General features: G+C 46.3%; 14 protein-coding genes and 4 tRNA genes. 4 read left to right on the forward strand and 14 right to left on the reverse strand.

Going from position 1 to position 21,569, the window contains the following annotated elements:
- Positions 1-44: 44 nt before the first annotated feature.
- Complete coding sequence (locus DN92_RS05510) at positions 45-851, forward strand: M48 family metallopeptidase (protein ID WP_254598258.1); 807 nt, start codon at positions 45-47, stop codon at positions 849-851.
- Between the two features lie 56 nt (positions 852-907).
- Here DN92_RS05510 and DN92_RS05515 read toward each other — a convergent pair.
- From DN92_RS05515 to gltX, 4 genes are all read right to left on the reverse strand, one after another.
- Positions 908-984: transfer RNA gene (locus DN92_RS05515), tRNA-Asp, on the reverse strand.
- A gap of 58 nt (positions 985-1,042) precedes the next feature.
- Positions 1,043-1,118, reverse strand: a tRNA-Glu gene (locus DN92_RS05520).
- 40 nt (positions 1,119-1,158) lie between these two features.
- A tRNA-Ala gene (locus DN92_RS05525) sits at positions 1,159-1,234 on the reverse strand.
- An 81-nt stretch (positions 1,235-1,315) separates the two neighbouring features.
- Positions 1,316-2,710, reverse strand: coding sequence for a glutamate--tRNA ligase (gene gltX / locus DN92_RS05530; RefSeq protein WP_173960313.1), 1,395 nt, complete (start codon positions 2,708-2,710; stop codon positions 1,316-1,318).
- 77 nt (positions 2,711-2,787) lie between these two features.
- On the opposite strand from gltX, the gene hslO reads away from it, so the two are divergent.
- Complete coding sequence (hslO, locus tag DN92_RS05535) at positions 2,788-3,753, forward strand: Hsp33 family molecular chaperone HslO (protein ID WP_173960314.1); 966 nt, start codon at positions 2,788-2,790, stop codon at positions 3,751-3,753.
- 10 nt (positions 3,754-3,763) lie between these two features.
- Here hslO and ftsB read toward each other — a convergent pair whose 3' ends face one another.
- Genes ftsB through pyrG form a run of 4 tightly spaced genes read right to left on the reverse strand, consistent with a single transcriptional unit; the run spans position 3,764 to position 7,966 of the window.
- The gene (gene ftsB, locus DN92_RS05540) at positions 3,764-4,090 is read right to left on the reverse strand and encodes a cell division protein FtsB (RefSeq protein WP_173960315.1); all 327 of its coding nucleotides are present in this window, start codon (positions 4,088-4,090) and stop codon (positions 3,764-3,766) included.
- Positions 4,091-4,111: 21 nt separating this feature from the next.
- Complete coding sequence (gene eno / locus DN92_RS05545) at positions 4,112-5,398, reverse strand: phosphopyruvate hydratase (protein ID WP_173960316.1); 1,287 nt, start codon at positions 5,396-5,398, stop codon at positions 4,112-4,114.
- A 33-nt stretch (positions 5,399-5,431) separates the two neighbouring features.
- The gene (gene kdsA / locus DN92_RS05550; RefSeq protein ID WP_173960317.1) at positions 5,432-6,295 is read right to left on the reverse strand and encodes a 3-deoxy-8-phosphooctulonate synthase; all 864 of its coding nucleotides are present in this window, start codon (positions 6,293-6,295) and stop codon (positions 5,432-5,434) included.
- Positions 6,296-6,304: 9 nt separating this feature from the next.
- Positions 6,305-7,966 (reverse strand): CTP synthase, encoded by a 1,662-nt coding sequence (gene pyrG / locus DN92_RS05555; protein ID WP_173960318.1) that lies wholly within the window; start codon positions 7,964-7,966, stop codon positions 6,305-6,307.
- 387 nt (positions 7,967-8,353) lie between these two features.
- On the opposite strand from pyrG, the gene DN92_RS05560 reads away from it, so the two are divergent.
- The gene (locus tag DN92_RS05560) at positions 8,354-10,939 is read left to right on the forward strand and encodes a bifunctional aconitate hydratase 2/2-methylisocitrate dehydratase (RefSeq protein WP_173960319.1); all 2,586 of its coding nucleotides are present in this window, start codon (positions 8,354-8,356) and stop codon (positions 10,937-10,939) included.
- A 73-nt stretch (positions 10,940-11,012) separates the two neighbouring features.
- On the opposite strand, the gene DN92_RS05565 is transcribed toward DN92_RS05560, so the two are convergent.
- The 3 genes from DN92_RS05565 to DN92_RS05575 are packed head-to-tail and all read right to left on the reverse strand — an operon-like array spanning position 11,013 to position 16,529.
- Positions 11,013-11,789 carry a spermine/spermidine synthase domain-containing protein gene (locus DN92_RS05565; RefSeq protein ID WP_254598259.1) on the reverse strand — a complete coding sequence of 259 codons (777 nt, stop codon included), beginning with the start codon at positions 11,787-11,789 and terminating at the stop codon, positions 11,013-11,015.
- 3 nt (positions 11,790-11,792) lie between these two features.
- Positions 11,793-15,827, reverse strand: coding sequence for a phosphoribosylformylglycinamidine synthase (gene purL / locus DN92_RS05570; RefSeq protein ID WP_173960320.1), 4,035 nt, complete (start codon positions 15,825-15,827; stop codon positions 11,793-11,795).
- A 21-nt stretch (positions 15,828-15,848) separates the two neighbouring features.
- Positions 15,849-16,529 carry an ABC transporter ATP-binding protein gene (locus DN92_RS05575; protein ID WP_173960321.1) on the reverse strand — a complete coding sequence of 227 codons (681 nt, stop codon included), beginning with the start codon at positions 16,527-16,529 and terminating at the stop codon, positions 15,849-15,851.
- 25 nt (positions 16,530-16,554) lie between these two features.
- On the opposite strand from DN92_RS05575, the gene DN92_RS05580 reads away from it, so the two are divergent.
- A complete protein-coding gene (locus tag DN92_RS05580; RefSeq protein ID WP_217426008.1) occupies positions 16,555-17,205 on the forward strand; it encodes an arylesterase in 651 nt (216 codons plus the stop codon).
- A gap of 14 nt (positions 17,206-17,219) precedes the next feature.
- On the opposite strand, the gene DN92_RS05585 is transcribed toward DN92_RS05580, so the two are convergent.
- The 3 genes from DN92_RS05585 to lon all read right to left on the reverse strand — a co-directional run bounded on the left by DN92_RS05585 (position 17,220) and on the right by lon (position 21,415).
- Positions 17,220-18,686: a peptidylprolyl isomerase gene (locus DN92_RS05585; protein ID WP_173960322.1), complete on the reverse strand. Its 1,467-nt coding sequence runs from the start codon at positions 18,684-18,686 to the stop codon at positions 17,220-17,222.
- 104 nt (positions 18,687-18,790) lie between these two features.
- Positions 18,791-18,866 (reverse strand) — tRNA-Val (locus DN92_RS05590).
- Positions 18,867-18,982: 116 nt separating this feature from the next.
- Positions 18,983-21,415 (reverse strand): endopeptidase La, encoded by a 2,433-nt coding sequence (gene lon, locus DN92_RS05595; RefSeq protein ID WP_173960323.1) that lies wholly within the window; start codon positions 21,413-21,415, stop codon positions 18,983-18,985.
- Positions 21,416-21,569 lie beyond the last annotated feature (154 nt).

Genomic DNA, 21,569 nt, shown 5'->3' on the forward strand with positions numbered 1-21,569 from the left:
AAATGCAAGGGCTCAATATAAGCTTCTTCAATACCAAGCTATTATTGCTTCTTGCATTTTCTACTCTCCTCTCGGCTTGTGCTAACACTACTCGCCCTGGGGCAGTTGGTGTCAATCGCTCTCAATTCATGATGATCTCTTCCGCTGAAGTTGATCGTCTCTCTACCGTTAGCTATAACGAACAAAATCAAAAAGCAAAAGAGAAAAATGTCTTGGTAACATCGGGGCCGACTTTTGATCGACTTAAGACTATTGCTAATCGCTTAATTCCTCAAACTGAAGCGTTTCGTGACGATACAAAGCAATGGGACTGGCGTCTCACCTTAATAGATGCACCTGTTCTGAACGCGACTTGTGCGCCTGGCGGAAAGATTACCTTCTACACAGGAATCATTGAGCAACTGAATCTCAGTGATGATGAGATTGCCGCCATTATGGGTCATGAAATTGCTCATGCCTTGCGAGAGCATGGTCGAGAACGGGTTTCACAGGCGATGGCTCAGAACCTGGTGGTAAATGTTGCCATGGCCGCAGCAGGTAGTTTCGGTTCGGTAGTTGGTGCAGCAAATCAAGTTGCTCACTATGTTCTCGTATTACCCAACTCAAGAGAGAATGAATCAGAGGCAGACGCCATTGGTTTGGAACTAGCAGCAAGAGCGGGGTACAACCCCATGGGTGCTATTACCGTTTGGGAAAAAATGATCAAGGCTACCAAAGGTAAGAGCTCCCCAGAGTTCTTATCAACCCACCCTTCTGGTGAAACCCGAATTGAGCAATTGTCTGCACTCATGCCGGCAGTAGAGCCACTGTACAAGGCGGCCCCAAAACCACCACCCACTAAGAAGCTGTAAAGAGAATCTGCAGGAATAAAAAAAGCCCCTCAAAGAAGGGGCTTTTTAAACACTACTGGCGGAGCGGACGGGACTCGAACCCGCGACCCTCGGCGTGACAGGCCGATATTCTAACCAACTGAACTACCGCTCCAAGTACATCGATTGCTACTTGTGTCACAACTACTACTTCTCACAACTAGCCAAAATTTTGGCGTCCCCAGGGGGATTCGAACCCCCGTACTCACCGTGAAAGGGTGATGTCCTAGGCCTCTAGACGATGGGGACTTGGACTACTACTAAAACTAATGCAGCTATCTTAAATGCTTGGTGGAGATAAGCGGGATCGAACCGCTGACCTCTTGCATGCCATGCAAGCGCTCTCCCAGCTGAGCTATACCCCCGTAATCTCATAAAACAACTACAAGACACTCAAAACAATCCAAGATTTTATCCTATTTTTGTACCGAAGCGCAAATTCTGCATCAGACGACCTTGGAAAGCCTTTGTATAACCTCTTCCTTACCCAAAACAACCAAGACAGAATCAATCGCTGGCGTCTGGGTAGTGGCAAATAAAGCGTAGCGAACAGGCATAGCTAATGCCGGCATTTTGATCTGATGCTTTGCTAATACTTCTTTAAAAACTGCGCCATAAGCCGACTTTGCATGATCCGATGATTGGATTGCAACTATCAAATCTTTTAATGCAGGAACAATTTCCGATGGAATATTGGCGGCGATATTTTCAGCGCTATGTGTAGGCGCTGGTAGGTAGAAAAGTTTTGCGCCTTCTGCGATTTCAATTAAGGTATTGGCACGATCTTTGAGGAGTGCAACGACCTCGACAAAGTTAGGACCCTTCTCTGTATCAATGCCTAGTTCATGGGCAAATGGTTTAGCGGCTTCGGCCAAAACCACAGAATCTGCATTCTGAATATATTGGTGGTTTAACCACAGCAATTTTTCAGGGTTGTGCTGTGCCGGAGATCTTCCAAGACTAGCTAAGTCAAACCACCCTACAAACTGATCTTTAGTAAATATCTCAGCATCACCATGTGACCAACCTAATCTTGCAAGGTAATTCAAGATTGCCTCTGGCAAGTACCCCGCCTTTTGATAATCGCGCACACTCATGGCACCATTACGCTTACTCATTTTTTCACCAGAATCATTGAGCACAGTGGGTAGGTGTGCATATACCGGTGGTGTGCCACCAAGCGCCTTCATGATGTTGATCTGACGGGGCGTATTGTTTACATGATCATCACCACGGATCACATGGGTGATGGTCATATCCAAATCATCAACTACGACACAAAAGTTATAAGTTGGGGTGCCATCAGGGCGAGCGATGACTAGATCATCTAGCTCATCATTACTAATTTCAATTTTGCCTTTAACGGCATCTTCCCAAATAACAGAACCACCGATCGGGTTCTTAAAGCGAATGACTGGTAAAACACCCTCGGGAACTGTCGGCAGCATTTTGCCAGGCTCGGGACGCCATAAACCGTTGTAGCGCGGCTTTTCTTTATTAGCCATCTGCTGATCACGTAGCTTGTTAAGCTCCTCTTCACTCATATAGCAGGGATAGGCTAGGCCAGCATCCAACATTTGCTTTACAACTTCACGATAACGATCGATACGCTGCATTTGGTAGATTGGGCCTTCGTCTAAATCCAAGCCAAGCCAAGCCATGCCTTCAATAATGACATCTACTGCTTCTTGAGTGGAACGCTCTACATCAGTATCTTCAATTCGTAGGATGAAGTCGCCCTGATTGTGACGGGCAAACGCCCAGGGGTATAAGGCGCTGCGGAGGTTGCCCAAGTGAATAAAGCCCGTTGGACTGGGGGCGAAACGTGTACGTATATGCATAAATCACATTATCTCAGGTTGGCTCTGAATTTTGCCATTTAGCACCCTCGCCCTCAAAAAAGTGGATACTTTCACTTATGAATGAATTACTTGTATTTATCTGTGATGGCGCCCCGGTTCGAGGGGAAATTGTTTCCATTAGTAGTGCCTGGCAGGCTGTTTTAGAGCGCCGTAATGATCCACCTGCAGTTAAACGAATTCTTGGTGACTTCGTTGGCGCCGCCACTCTGTTGAGCGCTAGCCTCAAATTTGATGGAACCTTGATTATTCAAGCTCAAAGTAAGGGCCCCATTCAGCTCCTCGTGGTCGAATGTAAATCTGACCTCACCATGCGGGCTACAGTAAAGCTATCGGTTGATGCCTCTACAATTCAACCGGATGCTACCTTAGGCGAATTGTTAGATGCAGACAACACGGGCCGTCTCGTGATCACTCTTGACCCTTCTAACCGCGAGCCAGGCCAACCCCCTTACCAGGGCATAGTAGCCCTTCAGGAGCATCATGGCACGATAGTCAGGCCGGTTACTAGTGCTGCGGAAGCAATTGCGCTTTATATGCAAAACTCCGAACAACTCGATACCCGAATTTGGCTTGCCTCGAACGATACGCATGTGGGCGGCCTTCTTTTGCAACGCCTACCGGATTCTGGTGGCCATGCCCATCTGGACCCTCAACTTGCCGCCGAGGGTTGGTCGCGTATTCAGACGCTTGGTGAAACCATCACCAATGAAGAGTTACTCACGCTTTCCCCGGAAACCATCTTGCGCCGCCTCTTTTTGGAGGAATCCGCTGAAAATGGCGTACGCAGCTTCCCTGCCCGTCCTATCCAATTTTCATGCCGTTGTTCACGGACCAAGGTTGCTGATGTATTGAGGATGCTAGGCGAAGAAGAGGTAGAAAGTATTCTTGCTGAGCAGGGTGTTGTTGAGACTGAATGTGATTTCTGTTCAAAAGCCTACCGCTTCGATGCTGTGGATTGCAGACAAGTATTCAAAACGGATCTTTTAGCAGATGCAACTAGACCACCATCTAGCGGGCATTAAATAGTACTTATTATTGCTTAGTAGTTTCAGGCTTAACGCCGTCAGATGTATTTGTGGTCGGCTTTTCACTTGGTAATATCTGCACAAAGAATTCACCTTCTTTGATCATGCCATGCTCGATGCGAGCACGCTCTTCTATTGCTCGGGTACCATCTTTCAGATCTTTGACATCGCCGGTTAACTTTGCGTTGCGCAAGCTCAGCAGGCTATTTTTAGCCTGCTGTAACTCAAGTTGTTTCTCCATCTCGTAGACTTTAAGCCAGCCACCCTTGCCCAACCACAATGGATACTGTATCGCGATGAGCAATAGCAGCATAGAGTAGATAACGATACGCATAATCTAAAAGATGGCGATCAGTTAACGTTTTAAGTTGTAAAAAACCGACTTCCCTGGATAGGTGGCAATATCACCCAAGTCTTCTTCGATGCGCAGTAATTGGTTGTACTTTGCAATGCGATCCGACCGAGACAAAGACCCTGTCTTGATTTGACCAGCATTGGTGCCCACGGCAATATCAGCAATCGTACTATCTTCAGTCTCACCAGAGCGATGAGAAATCACAGCCGTGTAATTGGCTCGTTTAGCCATTTCAATTGCAGCAAAGGTTTCAGTCAGAGTACCGATTTGATTAATCTTAATCAGAATGGAATTAGCAACACCCTTCTCGATACCTTCTCTAAGAATGCGAGTATTGGTTACAAAGAGATCGTCTCCAACCAGCTGGATTTTCTTGCCCAGCTTTTGTGTGATGTCAGCCCATCCATCCCAATCGCTTTCATGCATGCCATCTTCAATCGACACGATAGGGAATTGGTCGGCCAAATTACCAAGGTAATCTGAAAACTCACTGGAGGTGAGTTGTAAGCCTTCACCGGATAAGTGATACTTGCCGTCCTTGTAAAACTCGCTAGCAGCGCAATCTAGTGCTAACAAGACATCTTCGCCAGCTTGGTAGCCTGCACCCTCAATCGCCTTCATGATGGTCTGCAAACACTCTTGATTACTCTTGAAGTTAGGGGCAAAGCCACCCTCATCGCCAACAGTTGTTGGCATGCCTTGCGCACCTAAAATTTTCTTGAGCTCATGAAAGATCTCAGCGCCACATCGCAGGGCTTCACGAAAGCTTTGGGCACCAACGGGCATCACCATAAATTCCTGAATATCCAAGCTGTTATTGGCGTGAGCGCCGCCGTTCACAATATTCATCATAGGAACAGGTAATTGCATACCGCCGGAGCCGCCAAAATAACGATACAAAGGTAGGCCAGCTTCTTCAGCTGCAGCGCGCGCCACTGCCATAGAAACAGCCAGCGTTGCATTGGCGCCTAAGCGGGCTTTGTTATGCGTTCCATCCAGATCATTTAAGGTGTGATCTAAAAAAGCTTGCTCACTAGCATCAAGCCCTAAGATGGATTCAGCGATCTCAATATTGATATTTTGTACGGCTTTCAGAACACCTTTACCCAGATAGCGATCTTTATCGCCATCTCGGAGTTCAATGGCTTCGCGTGAACCAGTCGATGCACCCGAAGGCACAGCTGCGCGTCCCATGACGCCAGACTCCAGCAATACATCGCACTCCACAGTGGGATTGCCGCGGGAATCTAAAATTTCTCTACCGATGATGTCAACAATGGCGCTCATGCACCTTCTCCTAAATGATTTGAATTTGAGGTGTTACTTAAAACTGTCTTCTAAAAATGATCCTGATTTTTTAACAACTGAATCAATTGCCACCAAAGATTCAAGTAGTTCTTTCATGCGATTCAATGGCACCGCATTAGGACCATCTGAAAGTGCCTTGGAAGGATCTGGGTGCGTCTCCATAAACAAGCCACTAATTCCTACTGCCACAGCAGCACGGGCCAGAACCGGGACAAACTCTCGCTGTCCCCCACTCGCAATACCTTGGCCGCCAGGAAGCTGAACGGAGTGGGTGGCATCAAAAACGACGGGGGCCTTAGCTTCTCGCAAAATTGCTAGGCTACGCATATCTGAAACTAAGTTGTTGTACCCAAATGAAGCGCCACGCTCGCAAACCATGAATTGATCCGGAATATGGGCTTCGGCAGCGGCTGCACGTGCTTTGTCGATTACATTGAGCATTTCATATGGGGATAAAAACTGACCTTTTTTGAAATTCACTGGCTTACCACTTTGTGCGCAAGCCCTGATGAAATCAGTTTGTCTACATAAGAATGCTGGCGTTTGAAGTACATCTACTACTTTAGAGACTGGTGCAATTTCACTAATGTCGTGAATATCAGTCAACACGGGTACACCAATATCGCGTTTAACGCGTGCCAGAATTTCCAGCCCTTTTTCCATGCCTAGACCACGAAAAGAAGTCCCTGATGAACGATTGGCTTTATCAAAAGATGATTTGTAGATAAACGGGATGCCTAGTGAGCTAGTCATTTCTTTAAGCTCGCCTGCAATATCCAAGGCAGATTGCTCAGACTCAATAACGCAAGGTCCCGCAATCAAAAAGAAACGGTGATTTAATCCGACATCAAAACCACACAGCTTAAATGCACTCATATCAATCTCCTAGGCTGCTTGCTGAATAGTGGCATTTTGATGGACCAATGACGCTTTGATGAATGCGGAAAATAATGGGTGGCCATCCCGCGGTGTTGAGGTGAACTCAGGATGAAACTGCACACCAAAGAACCAGGGATGCATTGAGCTAGGCAGCTCCATCATTTCAGGCAGAGACTCATTGGGTGTTCTAGCAGAAATAATTAAGCCAGAGTGCTCAAGACGAGGGACATAAATATTATTGACTTCATAACGATGGCGATGACGCTCGTTTACTTCAGCTCCGTAGATTTCATGAGCTAAAGTGCCTGCTTTTACTGGGCAGCGCTGTGAACCTAATCGCATCGTTCCACCCAGATCGGATTCATTAGTGCGCTTCTCAACACGACCTTCGCGATCAACCCATTCTGTAATGAGAGCAACAACTGGACTCTCGGTCTCGGGGTCAAACTCGGTACTGTTGGCCTGAGCAATATTAGCAACATGACGGGCAAATTCGATGACTGCCAGTTGCATGCCTAAGCAAATACCTAGATAGGGAATGTTGTTTTCGCGGGCATAACGAATAGCGGCAATTTTGCCCTCAGTGCCACGCTTACCAAAGCCGCCTGGCACCAAAATGGCATCTAAACCCGTAAGGCAATCGATGCCATCTTTCTCAATTACCTCAGAATCAATGTAATTGATATTGACGCGCGTGTGATTGTGAATACCCGCATGACGCAAAGCTTCAATGAGTGACTTGTAAGACTCTATCAACTCAACATACTTGCCGACCATACCGATGGTGACTTCATGCTGTGGGTTAGCTAATTCATAAACTAACTTGGCCCAAACAGATAAATCTGCTGGCTTTGCTTGAATATCGAGTTCACGACAAATCAAATCATCCATGCCCTGGGCCTGGAGCATCTCGGGAATCTTGTAAATAGTATCTACATCCCAAACTGAAATCACTGCTTCTTCGCGCACGTTTGAAAAGAGAGATATCTTTGACCGCTCGTCTTCAGGAATTGGGCGATCAGCTCGGCACAACAAGACTGTAGGCATGATGCCAATTTCACGAAGCTTTTGTACAGAGTGCTGCGTCGGTTTTGTTTTTAGTTCTCCGGCACTGGCAATATAAGGAACTAAAGTGAGGTGCACAAACGCGCAACTATGCTTTGGTAGGCGAATACTCATCTGGCGCGCCGCTTCAAGGAAAGGCAAAGATTCGATATCCCCTACCGTGCCACCAATTTCGCAAATAGCAATGTCAGCATTGCCATCATGACTTGCTTTAGCGCCCCGCTCTACAAACGCCTGAATCTCATTGGTAATGTGTGGAATAACCTGAACAGTTTTACCAAGGTACTCACCGCGACGTTCTTTACTGATTACTGATTCATAGATCTGACCAGTAGTGAAATTATTACTTTTACGCATCTTTGCCGATACAAAGCGCTCGTAATGACCCAGATCAAGATCCGTTTCAGCGCCATCTTCAGTAACAAAGACTTCACCATGTTGAAGCGGGCTCATGGTCCCAGGGTCAACGTTAATATAGGGGTCTAATTTTAGGAGGGTGACTTTCAGGCCGCGGGATTCGAGAATCGCGGCAAGCGAGGCAGCTGCGATTCCTTTCCCTAAAGAAGAAACCACACCACCAGTGACAAAAACGTATTTGGTCATCGCTTAAGCTCTGTTGGAAAAAGTAATTATAACGATAGCGACTGTGTAATCAAAAAATCTTCCGCCCTCTCAATGACACAAAGGCTGCGCTGGGTTGTTCTTGATTGTGAGACCCTATTTTTTATCTTTTGTAATTATGGAAGACCTTTCCCAGAAGAGCTCACTCAAAAGTAAGGCTCTCTTTCCCCTGCTTACAGAACACAATAAATCGAAAAATTGACATTAGAATCAACTAAATAACTTGTAAATGCTTAAATTTTAAGCATTTTGGAGTATTTTGATAATTAAGTCTTATATAAGACATGAATTAGGAATTACAATAGGAATCTAGGGGACAACACCCTGCTTAGCCTTACTGTTGATAACTCTTACCCAATAGGAAACACGATGCTAGAAGCTTACAACGCCCAAGTTGCTGAACGCGCAGCCCTAGGAATTCCAGCCCTGCCCCTGACAAAAGATCAAACTGCCGAGTTGGTTGGTTTGCTCAAAAATCCTCCAAAAGGTAAAGAGGCGGAGCTAGTTGAGCTCATAACAAATCGCGTACCTGCTGGCGTTGATGAGGCAGCTAAAGTAAAGGCGGAATTTTTAGATGCCGTTGCCAAAGGGCTTGAGAAATCCCCTCTGATTTCACGCATCAAAGCAACTGAGCTCCTAGGAACCATGCTTGGTGGTTACAACATTAAGCCTTTGGTTGAGTTATTGACCGATGCTGAGTGTGCTGCGGCTGCCGCTGCAGCTCTCAAGAAAACCCTGCTGATGTTTGATTATTTCCATGATGTTCAAGAATTGGCAGAAAAAGGAAATGCTGAAGCTAAGGGCGTTCTACAAAGCTGGGCTGATGCTGAGTGGTTTACCAGTCGCCCTGCCGTTCCAGAAAGCATGAAGCTCACTGTTTTCAAAGTTACTGGCGAAACCAATACTGACGATCTGTCTCCAGCCCCTGATGCTTGGAGCCGTCCAGATATTCCATTACATGCGACCATCATGTTGAAAAATCCCCGTCCAGGTATAGAACCAGACGAGGTAGGTATTCGTGGCCCAATGAAACAAATTGAAGTACTGCAGAAAAAAGGCAATCAAATTGCTTACGTAGGTGACGTAGTTGGAACCGGATCTTCACGCAAGTCTGCGACGAATTCAGTACTCTGGTGGACCGGTCAAGATATTCCCTTCGTTCCAAACAAGCGTTTTGGTGGTGTTTGCTTAGGTACGAAAATTGCCCCAATTTTCTTTAACACCATGGAAGATGCTGGCGCACTGCCTATTGAGCTAGATGTCTCCGATATGAATATGGGCGATGAAATTGAGTTGCGCCCATTCGAAGGCAAGGCCTTTAAAAATGGTAAAGAAATTGCATCCTTTTCCCTGAAGTCTCCAGTCATTCTCGATGAAGTGCAAGCTGGTGGACGTATTCCTTTGATCGTAGGTCGAGGACTCACTGCAAAAGCACGCGCTGCACTGGGTTTACCTGCATCAACAGTATTCAGAATTCCGGTCAGCCCTCCAGATAATAAAAAAGGTTTCAGCTTGGCTCAGAAAATGGTGGGTCGCGCTTGTGGTCTACCAGAGGGTCAAGGCGTTCGCCCGGGCACTTACTGTGAGCCACACATGACAACTGTAGGCTCGCAAGATACTACCGGCCCAATGACGCGCGATGAATTAAAAGACCTCGCTTGCCTAGGCTTCTCCGCTGATTTAGTAATGCAGTCCTTCTGTCATACCTCTGCTTATCCAAAGCCGGTAGACATTCGCACACACCATGAATTACCAGCCTTTATGACCAACCGTGGTGGCGTTTCATTGCGCCCAGGTGATGGCGTGATTCATAGTTGGCTAAATCGCTTGCTAATGCCTGATACTTGCGGCACTGGTGGAGATAGCCACACCCGTTTTCCAATCGGAATCTCATTCCCTGCGGGTTCAGGCTTAGTTGCCTTCGCAGCCGCTACCGGTGTGATGCCATTGGATATGCCAGAGTCCGTATTGATTCGCTTTAAAGGCAAGATGCAACCTGGCATTACTTTGCGCGATATGGTTAATGCAATTCCCCTGTACGCAATCAAAAAAGGTTTATTGACTGTTGAGAAACAGGGCAAGAAAAATATTTTCTCTGGCCGCATTTTAGAGATCGAAGGTTTGCCTGATCTAAAAGTTGAGCAAGCATTTGAATTGTCTGATGCCTCTGCTGAACGCTCTGCCGGTGGTTGCGCAGTGCAACTAAGCAAGGAGCCAATCATTGAATATATGCGCTCTAACATTACTTTAATGAAGTGGATGATCGCTAATGGCTACGAAGATAGGCGTACTTTAGGTCGCCGCATCAAGGCAATGGAAGCATGGATTGCTAAGCCTGAATTACTCAAGGCTGACGCCAATGCTGACTATGCTGAAATCATCGAAATTGATATGGATGATATTAAGGAGCCGATTTTGGCTTGTCCTAACGATCCAGATGATGTGAAATTCTTGTCCGAAGTTTCTGGTGAGAAAATTGATGAAGTATTTATTGGCTCTTGCATGACCAATATTGGCCACTTCCGTGCTGCCGGCAAGGTTCTTGAAGGCAAAACAGATATGCCGACGCGTTTGTGGATTGCCCCTCCAACCAAAATGGATCAAATGATTTTGACTGAAGAGGGTTACTACGGCATCTTAGGTCGTACGGGCGCCCGCATGGAAACCCCAGGTTGCTCACTTTGTATGGGTAATCAGGCGCAGATCCGCAAAGGCTCTACTGCCGTTTCAACATCCACACGCAATTTCCCCAACCGCTTAGGTATTGATACACGAGTTTATTTGGCTTCTGCTGAACTTTCTGCGGTTGCAGCACTCTTAGGTCGCTTACCTACCCCGAAGGAATACTTCGAACAAGTGGAGTCATTGAATGCTAAAGCTGGTGAAGTTTATAAATATATGAACTTCGACAAGATTAAGTCATTCAGTGATGTTGCTGATACCGTAACAATCTAAGTCTCAATCAACCCAAAATATTGGGAAGCAAAAAGGCGATCAGTTGATCGCCTTTTTCTTATCTTTATTTTTATTAAATGAACAATTTATTTTCTTGATTGGCGTTTTCGCGATTTAGGCCAGAAGCCCACGAATTGGTGGGCAAACCCGTCTTCTCTTGAATGAGCTTAGCGCGTTTAGACACTTCTTTCCACTCCACATCTAATTGCGGACCTTTGAAAGCCATCGCTACAACATTGCAATCATGAGACTCCGGGAACAAGAGCACTCGATTATCAAAAGCCTCGCAAATATTATTCAAATTGAGATCAAAGCTCTTGTGCCGCGAAAACAGATTCACCGTCAATACGCCAGGCGACTTCAAAACATCCCGGCAGCCTTTGTAAAAGTCTAGCGAGCTTGCGGCAGGGCCATCACAAATAGCGTCGTACAAATCGACTTGGATGGCGTCAAAATGATTTTGATACTGAGCGTTTTGAACAAACGTCTTAGCATCTATCTGCAGAGTCTTCAGACGACGATCATCATTTGGAGTAGAGAACATGCTCCGAGCAGAAACAATCACAGCGGGATTGAGTTCAACTACTGTCGTTTTTACTGCTGGGCAATAGCGATGGGTAAACTTCGTTAAGGCACCAGTTCCGAGACCCAGTTGCGCAATGCACATCCCTGGCTTAGTTTCTAGAAATAGGAGCCATGCCATCATCTGTTGGTTGTATTCAAGATAAATCTCATCGGGATCCCGAATGCGCATAGCGCCTTGAATCAGCTCACTACCAAAATGAAGGTAGCGAATACCCCCACTCTCAGAAAATGTGACTGGCTCCATGACCAATGATGCATCTGGCATGAATTACTTTGCCCAGACTCTAGCGTTACGGAATAGACGCATCCAAGGGCTAGCACCGTCAGGCGTGCTCAACCATTCCTTTGGCGCCCAACTCATCTGCACGGACCTGAATACACGCTCTGGGTGGGGCATCATGACGGTGAATCGTCCATCAGGCGTAGTAACGCCTGTTAAGCCACCTGGTGAGCCATTGGGATTCAAAGGATAGATTTCTGTAGGGGTGCCTTGGTGGTCCACAAACCGTAGAGTCGCTAAACCTTGGTTTTGAAGTGCAGTTAAATTGCCTTGCTGACTAAAGTTGGCAAAGCCTTCGCCGTGGGCAATGGCAATCGGTAACTGACTACCCACCATGCCTTGCGTAAAAATTGAAGGTGAGGCCATCACTTCAGCCATCACTAAACGCGCTTCATATTGCTCAGACTGGTTACGAGTAAATTTAGGCCAAGCTTCAGCACCCGGAATAATTCCGGCCAAATTACTCATCATTTGGCAGCCATTACATACGCCTAGCGCAAAACTTTCTTGGCGATGAAAGAATGCAGAGAACTGATCACGCAATTGGGTATTAAAGAGGATGGTCTTTGCCCAACCCTCGCCAGCACCTAATACATCTCCGTAACTAAAACCACCACAAGCAACTAGGCCCCGGAAATCAGCTAAGCTTGCTTTACCTGAGAGTAAATCGGACATATGTACATCGTAGCTATCAAAACCAGCCCAGTTCATGGCATAAGCCATCTCTACATGAGAATTAACACCCTGCTCGCGCAAGATGGCAATCTTCGGACGAGCATTTTGATTAATGAATGGCGCAGAAATATCATCTGCAATATCAAAAGTAAGTTTTGGAGACATACCAGCATCAGCAACCTGATCTAGCAAAGAAAATTCGCTATCGGCACAGTCTGGGTTGTCGCGTAGACGAGCAATTTGGTAGCTAGTGTTGGCCCACATCTTTTGCAGGACTTCACGGGGCTCTGCAAAAATATTTTTTGCATCACGCCAAATTTCAATACGACCAGTGGTGTTTGGTTTGGCAATGACGTGGCTATAGGCGCTAAGACCAAGCTTGCGAAGCACTGTAAATACCACATCACGATCCGCCTTGCGAATCTGAATAACTGCACCGAGCTCTTCATTAAACAATGCGCGTAAAGTTTGCTCGTGACGTAGACCAGAGACTTGATCAGCCCAGTTTTTTGCATCACCCCAATCGGGCTCCTGTCCAACGTCAACTGCAATCATGTCAACATTCATAGAAATGCCAACGTGGGATGCAAAAGCCATTTCGACGATGCAGGCAAATAGCCCGCCATCTGAGCGATCGTGATACGCCAGTAAACAATCTTCCTTACGCAGCTCAATGATGGCCGAAGCGAGGGCTTTGAGATCTTCCGGATGGTCGACATTAGGTGTCGATTTTCCAGATTGATTGAGAACTTGAGCCAAGATGCTTCCGGCCATACGATTCTTACCACGACCCAAATCAATCAGAATCAATTCGGTTTCTAGTGGAGCACCAGACTCGTCTTGAAGTTTGAGCAAGGGCGTTGTCGTTTTACGAACATCTTGAACTGCTGCAAAGGCAGAAATGATCAATGAAACTGGGGATATCACCTTCTTATCCTGGTTACCTTCTTGCCACGCGGTAGCCATAGATAAAGAATCCTTGCCAACCGGAATCGAAATCCCTAAAGCTGGGCATAAATCCATGCCGATAGCTTTAACCGAGTCATAGAGCTTTGCATCCTCACCTGGAGCACCGCAGGCTGCCATCCAGTTGGCAGAGAGCTTGACATCTTCCAGGCGACGAATATCGGCAGCCAGCAAATTAGTAAGCGCTTCACCAACCGCCATTTTGGCTGCAGCAGGTGCATCGATAACAGCCAGTGGAGTCCGCTCGCCCATACTCATTGCTTCACCACGATAACCCTGGTAATCCATCAGCGTGACTGCGCAGTCAGCTACCGGAACCTGCCAAGGACCTACGAATGGATCACGAGCATTGAGACCGCCAACGGTACGATCACAAATGGTGATCAAAAAAGACTTACTAGCAACGGTGGGTTGCTGCAAAACCCAAGCGATACATTGAGCTAACTCGGCATCAGTAACATTGAGTTCATCAAAATTTTGAGTAACGCGTTCGACATCACGATGCATCCGTGGTGGTTTGCCGAGCAACACTTCCATTGGCATATCAATTGGCAATGAAGCATCGCTATCAGCAATCTCTTTACTATCCGAAAGCTGGAGTTGGCGCTCTGTAGTCGCCTCGCCCACTACCGCAAACGGACAACGCTCACGTTCACAGAGGGACTGGAATAAATCTAAGTCATGAGCGTCGATAGCCAATACATAACGCTCTTGAGACTCGTTACACCAGATCTCTGCTGGACTCATACCACTTTCTTCCAGTGGTACTTTACGAAGTTGAAATTGTGCACCCAGGCCGGCACCATCTGCAAGCTCTGGGAATGCATTAGATATGCCGCCGGCTCCAACATCATGAATCGAGACAATTGGGTTCTTGTGACCCATAGCAATGCAAGAATTAATTACTTCTTGTGCACGGCGTTCCATTTCAGGGTTACCACGTTGTACAGAGTCAAAATCCAAGTCAGCTGTGTTGGTCCCTGTTGCAACCGAACTACCAGTGGCGCCGCCCATACCAATACGCATGCCGGGACCACCTAATTGAATAAATAAATGCCCGGCTTTAATCTGCCCCTTGGCGGTATGAATGGAATCAATACTACCGATACCGCCCGCAATCATGATGGGCTTGTGATACCCGCGACGAACGCCATCTAAGGTTTGCTCAAATACGCGGAAATAACCACCCAGAATTGGACGACCGAATTCATTATTAAAAGCGGCGCCACCCAAAGGACCGTCAATCATGATCTGTAGAGGCGTAGCAATACGCTCAGGCTTGCCATATTTCTCGGACTCCCAAGGCAGATCGGTGCCCGGGATATTGAGATTAGAAACCGTGAAGCCAGTAAGACCAGCCTTTGGTCGACCTCCAACTCCAGTAGCACCCTCATCGCGAATTTCGCCACCCGCTCCAGTAGATGCCCCAGGAAAGGGAGCAATTGCAGTCGGATGATTGTGTGTCTCTACCTTCATTAAGGTATGTACTAAACGCGTATCTTTTTCATAGAGGTGATTTGGACCTTTTGGAGCCCAAGTCTCTGACTCACAACCTACCATGACAGCAGAGTTATCAGAATAGGCAACGATGGTGCCTTCAGGTTGAAGCTGATGGGTATTGCGAATCATTGCAAACAAGGATTTTTCTTGATCATCACCATCAATTGACCAAGTAGAGTTAAAAATCTTATGACGGCAATGCTCGCTGTTGGCTTGAGCAAACATAATCAGCTCGACGTCGCTCGGGTTGCGCTCTAAACGGAGGAAATTTTCAACGAGATACAGCACCTCATCTTCTGAAAGCGCCAATCCTAATTCTTGATTGGCTTTATCTAAGGCTGCCCTGCCTTCAGTAAGAACCGGAATACGTACAAATGGTCGATCGGGAAGTGACTGATATAGATCACTTGCATGCGAAGAATCAGTAATGACTGCTTCAGTCATCCGATCATGCAGCTCTGCTAGTACTAGTTGCTCTTGTACTGGGCTGAGCAGTTTTTTGCTTTGCCATCCGTACTGAATGCCACGCTCAATCCGCAAAACATCGAGTCCGCATTGACGAGCAATATCAGTTGCTTTGCTGGACCATGGCGAAACAGTACCAAAGCGAGGGATCGCAATGGCGGACTGTCTCTCAGAAGATTTACTAAATAAGGAGCTCGCTACCTTCATTCGCGATTCGAAGGGCTGCCCATAAGTCAGCAGACTTTCGAGAACACCTTGATCTTTAGGGTTGAGTTCAGACTCTGTCCAAATGAAATGAAGGTATTGAGCCTCAATAGACTCAAGTTGAATTCCTTGGGCGGCGAGCGAAGCTAAAAGTCGCTGTTGGCGAAAGGCTGAAAGGGCATTTGCCCCGGGCAAGCAACAGAATGATGGCATCCCTAGATTATAAGGTTTTGATTAAGCCAAGCGCCCGCCTTGTAGACTTAATTGACGACCACACCGTGCAGCCAAGGCTGGATCATGGGTGACCAAAACTAGTGTTGAGGAATTCTCTCGATTTAACTCAAAAAGAAGCTCAATCACCTTATTTCCACTGGCCTCATCAAGACTTCCAGTTGGCTCATCGGCAAAAAGGATGGCTGGTTTATTAATAAATGCCCGAGCCAGAGCCACACGTTGTTGCTCGCCACCAGAGAGAGTTCTAGGAAAATGATTTGCTCTTTCGGCTAGTCCAACCTTTTCAAGCCATTTCTCAGCTGATTGTTTTGCCTCCAATTGGCCATCTCCCGCAATTTCTAGAGGAAGCATCACATTTTCCAGCGCCGTTAAATGAGGCAATAATTGAAAGGATTGGAATACAAAACCAACGAACTGACCCCGCAAACGTGCCCTTCCATCCTCATCCAGGAGATTGAGGTTTTGCCCCATTAAATCAATTTGTCCATGCGTTGGAAGATCTAAACCAGCCAATAAGCTTAACAAAGTGCTTTTGCCAGAGCCAGAGGCGCCGATGATCGCTACACTCTCTCCCCGCTCAATCTCGAAGCTAATGTCGTGCAAAATAGCAAGATCACCATCGGTCGTATTGACTAGCCTGCCTACTTGATTGGCAACTATAGATTTAGACTGCTTGTTCATGTTGAAAATTTTCTAGAATTGAAAAATGCAAATTCAGCCTTTATTAGCCAATAAATTCATTACAGCCCTATTTTGCCTCTTAATGAGTTTTTGCTCTTGGGCTCAAACAAATCCAGTGATCCTGGTTTTGGGGGATAGCCTCTCTGCTGAGTATGGCCTTCCCCGCGGCACAGGTTGGGTCACTCTATTGGAGAGGCAGCTTCAGAATGAAAAAAGCCCTTGGACCGTTTTTAATGCCAGCATCAGCGGAGAAACTAGTTCAGGCGGACTGACGCGATTACAGCAACTTCTAAACCAAAAGAAGCCAGGAATTGTCATGATCGAGCTGGGAGCAAATGATGCTTTGCGCGGACTCCCACCAGCCCAAACCGAAGCCAATCTGCGCAAGATGATTCAAATGAGCAAAAAAATAGGTGCACGGGTATTGCTGTTTGGAATTCAAATCCCCTCAAATTACGGTCAGAATTACACCACCCAATTTAAGGAGATTTATCCTAAATTGCAATCTGAAGAGCGTATTGAATTGCTGCCATTTTTTTTAGAAGGCGTTGCTACTAAAGCACAGTATTTTCAAGCAGATCGTTTACACCCCAATGAAGAGGCACAGCCCATCCTCTTTAAAAACGTATGGGGCTCAATGGCCCCATACAGTAATCTTCTAAAGAAATCGCCTTAGTAATTACTTGGTAATTAACTACCCGCACTACCGGAATTGGCTTGCTTAAGGGAGTTAATCACCTTTACGTTAGCACCATTACGCCAGTAGCTCATAAAGCCGGCAAATTCAGATTGTGCTGCTAGTGACTGAATCTGTTGCGCTTGAGCCTTGTGAACTTTCGCATCTGCTGCAGGAGGCTGACGAACTTGATCGATACGATAAATCGTAGTACCAACACCAGGGTTGGCAACAGAAACCAGGGCTGGTAATTTATCCGGGCTAATTGACATGATCTCATCCATGGATGAACCGACGAGATTGCCCGGCTTATTCCGAGAGATCCAATTGGCACTGCTAAATCCAGCGGAGTTCTTGGGATCCTTCTCTAGAGCGGCCAATTTTTCATCGGCTGTGGCAATTGCTAATTTCTCAGCAGCGCGCTGAGTAACTTGACGTTTTACCTCAGCAGCAACATCTGGATAAGGCAAGATTTGCGCCGGATGCAATGTTACAACACGTGCAGATACAAATACACCTGGAGATAATTGCATGGCTTCAGTATTACGTTTATTCCTCAAAGCTTCATCACCATACAGAGACTGTACCAACTTGGGATTAGCCAAAGGGTGATCCTTAGTTACGCCGGTAGCGCCACCGCGTGTAACACCTTTCTGAGATTGGATGCTGAGCTTCAGTTTGTCCGCAGCCGGCTTCAAGCTGTCCGCTTGATCATAAGTGATGTTGGCAAACTGATCCGCCTTCTCGTTAAAGACTTTGGAGTCTTCTTTTGGATCGGCTCTCAGAACAATATACTCAACATCAATATATTCAGGACGCTCAAAAAGCTTAGAATTAGCTTCATAAAAAGCCTGCAGCTCTTGCAGGCTGGGATTTACTTTAGCCAAGTAGTCTTTGGCATTAAATTGCAGAGTCTGAACCTGTCTCTCTGTTTCATACAGGGAGGAAATGATTTCAGACAGCTTGGGGCTGGACAGTTCGGTTCGAGCAACAGAGTTCACCAACTGTTGGATCTTCAGATCAAAGCTTTGACCAGCATAGAACTGCTCTTCATTCATGCCATTGCTTGCTAGCAATTGTTTAAAGCGTGCATCATCAAATGAGCCATCTTGGCGATACAAAGCACGAATTTGTGGAATCTTTTGCAAGCTATTGACGAGCTCCTGCTTACCTACTTGTAAGCGTAAATCGCTGACTGCAAATCCTAAGACACGCTGCTGGAGTAACTCATTCAGAATAGCTTGACGAAAAGGCAGGCTCTGAGCAATCTGCAAATTCCCACCAACACGCTCAGCCTGATGTTTAGCCGCCATGTCCACCTCTTGAGCGGTAATAGGCTTGCCATTCACCTTAACGATGTCGGTCTCTTTATCCATAAATTCGGTGTAACTGGAGACGCCAAACAAAGCAAAGGACGGAACAATAAACAGCAACAGCACAAACTGAAGAATTTTTTGATGCTTACGTACGGAATCAAACATGAATTAATCGCTCGAAAATAAAGTCAATGATGCGAGTGTACAAGGCGCGAGGTCTAGAGGAGCTAGAAAGCCTAATGAAGGAGGAAAACTGCGTTTTGGGAAACTGGTGGGCGCTGACGGGATCGAACCGCCGACATTCTGCGTGTAAGGCAGACGCTCTACCATCTGAGCTAAGCGCCCCAAATTAATACAGACGAGATTGTAACCTAGTGTCGGAATAACGGAGGGATTCTTTATCAAGATGGAGATTAATTTACGGTCCAAATTGACTCAAAATCTCTCAGCATCCCTAAACATTAATGTTTCAAGGCCTCTCCAGAAGAAATTTTCTCACTGGCTTTGCTAGCTTCAGCAGCCTTTTTAGCAAGCTCTTCTGGGGTGGGGTCTAGCAAAGCTACAGGCTTACGCTCTAAAGCAAGCTCCAGTACTTTATCAATCCAGCGAACTGGCACGATTTCGATTGCATTCTTGACGTTATCAGGAATATCAATCAAATCTTTGACGTTTTCCTCTGGAATTAAAGCCAGCTTTATGCCGCCCCGATGTGCTGCCAACAACTTCTCTTTCAGTCCACCAATCGGTAAAACTTCACCGCGTAAGGTGATCTCACCCGTCATGGCGACATCTGAGCGAATTGGAATGCCTGTAAATACAGACACCAAAGCAGTGGTAATCGCAATACCAGCCGATGGACCATCTTTTGGTGTTGCACCATCCGGGAAGTGAATGTGAATATCTTTCTTCTCGAAGGCTTCATCAAGAATGCCAAGTGATCTTGCTCTGGAACGAACCACTGTTTTTGCCGCCTCGACAGACTCTTTCATGACATCGCCAATCGAACCCGTACGAGTAATTACACCCTTACCAGGCATAACAGCTGCTTCAATCGTGAGAAGATCACCACCCACCTCTGTCCACGCCAAACCAGTTACCTGACCCACTTGATTCTCTTTTGCGGCGAGACCAAAGTCATACATCTTCACAGATAAGAATTTCTCTAGGTTGCCAGCATTCACAGTAACTGGAGCAGCTTCCTTTTTGAGCAGAAGTAACTTGACGACCTTACGGCAAATCTTGCTGATTTCTCGCTCTAAAGAACGAACGCCAGCCTCACGCGTGTAGTAACGAATCATGCTGCGCACAGCACTTTCCTCAATCTTCAGCTCATCCTTTTTGAGGCCATTATTTTTAATCTGCTTAGGGATTAAATAATTGGTAGCAATGCTAGTCTTTTCATCTTCTGTGTAGCCAGCCAAGCGAATAATCTCTAGACGGTCCAACAGTGGGCCAGGAATATTCAAAGAATTGGAGGTGGCAACAAACATCACATCCGACAGATCAAAGTCGACTTCAACATAGTGATCTTGGAATGTATGGTTTTGCTCAGGATCTAACACCTCCAGCAACGCACTCGCAGGATCGCCACGGAAATCCATACCCATCTTGTCAACCTCATCCAAGAGGAATAAAGGATTGCGGACACCAACCTTAGTTAAGCTGGAAAGGATCTTTCCAGGCATCGAGCCAATATAGGTACGACGATGCCCACGAATTTCAGACTCGTCGCGTACACCGCCCAAAGCCATGCGAACAAACTTACGATTGGTTGCACGAGCAATAGATTGACCCAAGGAAGTTTTGCCAACACCTGGGGGACCAACCAAACAAAGAATTGGAGCCTTCACACGATCGACACGTTGCTGAACCGCGAGGTACTCTAAGATGCGCTCTTTTACCTTATCCAAACCGTAATGATCTTCATCCAATACTTTTTCAGCATTAGTCAAATCGTTATTGATCTTGGTTTTTTTCTTCCAAGGAAGATTGACCAAGGTATCAATGAAATTCCGAATCACGGTGGCTTCAGCAGACATAGGTGACATAAGCTTGAGTTTTTTCAGTTCAGACTCTGCCTTCTTTAAGGCTTCCTTAGGCATGCGAGCAGCCTTGATTCGTTTTTCTAGCTCCTCAAGATCAGCACCCTCCTCACCTTCGCCCAACTCTTTTTGAATCGCTTTAACCTGTTCATTCAAGTAATACTCACGCTGACTCTTTTCCATCTGACGCTTTACACGTCCACGAATGCGCTTTTCTACTTGCAATATATCAATCTCACTTTCGAGATCAGCTAGTAGACTTTCTAAGCGCTGAACAACATCAGTCATTTCTAGTAAGCGCTGCTTTTGCTCAAGCTTGACTGGCAAATGTGCGCAGATCGTATCTGCTAAACGACTAGGATCATCAATACCGCCTAGTGAGGACAGAATTTCTTGAGGAACTTTTTTGTTGAGTTTGACGTACTGATCAAACTGCGCCATGATGGCGCGCCGCAAGGCTTCCGTTTCATGTGCGTCTAATGAGGACATTGCAGTTGGAGTAGCCTCACAACCGAAGTAGCCTTGACTATCTTCAACTTGACTTACCTCAGCACGTTGGATGCCCTCTACCAGGACCTTCACGGTGCCATCAGGAAGTTTGAGCATTTGCAGAATATTGGCAATACAACCAACCTCATAGAGGTCATCAATACCTGGTTCATCCTTAGCAGCCGTCTTTTGGGCTACTAAAAGGACGTTTTTGCCACTCTCCATGGCAGCTTCAAGAGCTTTAATCGATTTTGGTCGACCCACAAACAAAGGGATCACCATATGTGGGAACACCACAACATCTCTTAATGGGAGAAGCGGTAGTTGAATGGGTTCAGAGGGTAGTAACAAGTGGCCAGGCATGGGGCAATTCCTCCAAAATAGTCGTTCCGTAAAAGTCTCTAAAAATGCCGCACTACTACATACGGACACTGTTAATGACTAGGATACTACCTATATGGATGCCAGCTCATGTAAAACAAGGGGTAAATATGCGAAAAAAGAGCAAAAAACTAAG

This window comes from Polynucleobacter arcticus (assembly GCF_013307205.1).
Taxonomy (GTDB): Bacteria; Pseudomonadota; Gammaproteobacteria; order Burkholderiales; family Burkholderiaceae; genus Polynucleobacter; species Polynucleobacter arcticus.

What these genes read in the sequence shown, in the direction of transcription:
- pyrG (WP_173960318.1), bottom strand. Translation starts at nt 7,966, where the DNA reads ATGACCAAATACGTTTTTGTCACTGGTGGTGTGGTTTCTTCTTTAGGG.
- hslO (WP_173960314.1), top strand. Translation starts at nt 2,788, where the DNA reads ATGAATGAATTACTTGTATTTATCTGTGATGGCGCCCCGGTTCGAGGG.
- lon (WP_173960323.1), bottom strand. Translation starts at nt 21,415, where the DNA reads ATGCCTGGCCACTTGTTACTACCCTCTGAACCCATTCAACTACCGCTT.
- eno (WP_173960316.1), bottom strand. Translation starts at nt 5,398, where the DNA reads ATGAGCGCCATTGTTGACATCATCGGTAGAGAAATTTTAGATTCCCGC.
- DN92_RS05565 (WP_254598259.1), bottom strand. Translation starts at nt 11,789, where the DNA reads ATGCCAGATGCATCATTGGTCATGGAGCCAGTCACATTTTCTGAGAGT.
- ftsB (WP_173960315.1), bottom strand. Translation starts at nt 4,090, where the DNA reads ATGCGTATCGTTATCTACTCTATGCTGCTATTGCTCATCGCGATACAG.
- DN92_RS05560 (WP_173960319.1), top strand. Translation starts at nt 8,354, where the DNA reads ATGCTAGAAGCTTACAACGCCCAAGTTGCTGAACGCGCAGCCCTAGGA.
- DN92_RS05580 (WP_217426008.1), top strand. Translation starts at nt 16,555, where the DNA reads ATGCAAATTCAGCCTTTATTAGCCAATAAATTCATTACAGCCCTATTT.
- purL (WP_173960320.1), bottom strand. Translation starts at nt 15,827, where the DNA reads ATGCCATCATTCTGTTGCTTGCCCGGGGCAAATGCCCTTTCAGCCTTT.
- DN92_RS05585 (WP_173960322.1), bottom strand. Translation starts at nt 18,686, where the DNA reads ATGTTTGATTCCGTACGTAAGCATCAAAAAATTCTTCAGTTTGTGCTG.
- DN92_RS05575 (WP_173960321.1), bottom strand. Translation starts at nt 16,529, where the DNA reads ATGAACAAGCAGTCTAAATCTATAGTTGCCAATCAAGTAGGCAGGCTA.
- gltX (WP_173960313.1), bottom strand. Translation starts at nt 2,710, where the DNA reads ATGCATATACGTACACGTTTCGCCCCCAGTCCAACGGGCTTTATTCAC.
- kdsA (WP_173960317.1), bottom strand. Translation starts at nt 6,295, where the DNA reads ATGAGTGCATTTAAGCTGTGTGGTTTTGATGTCGGATTAAATCACCGT.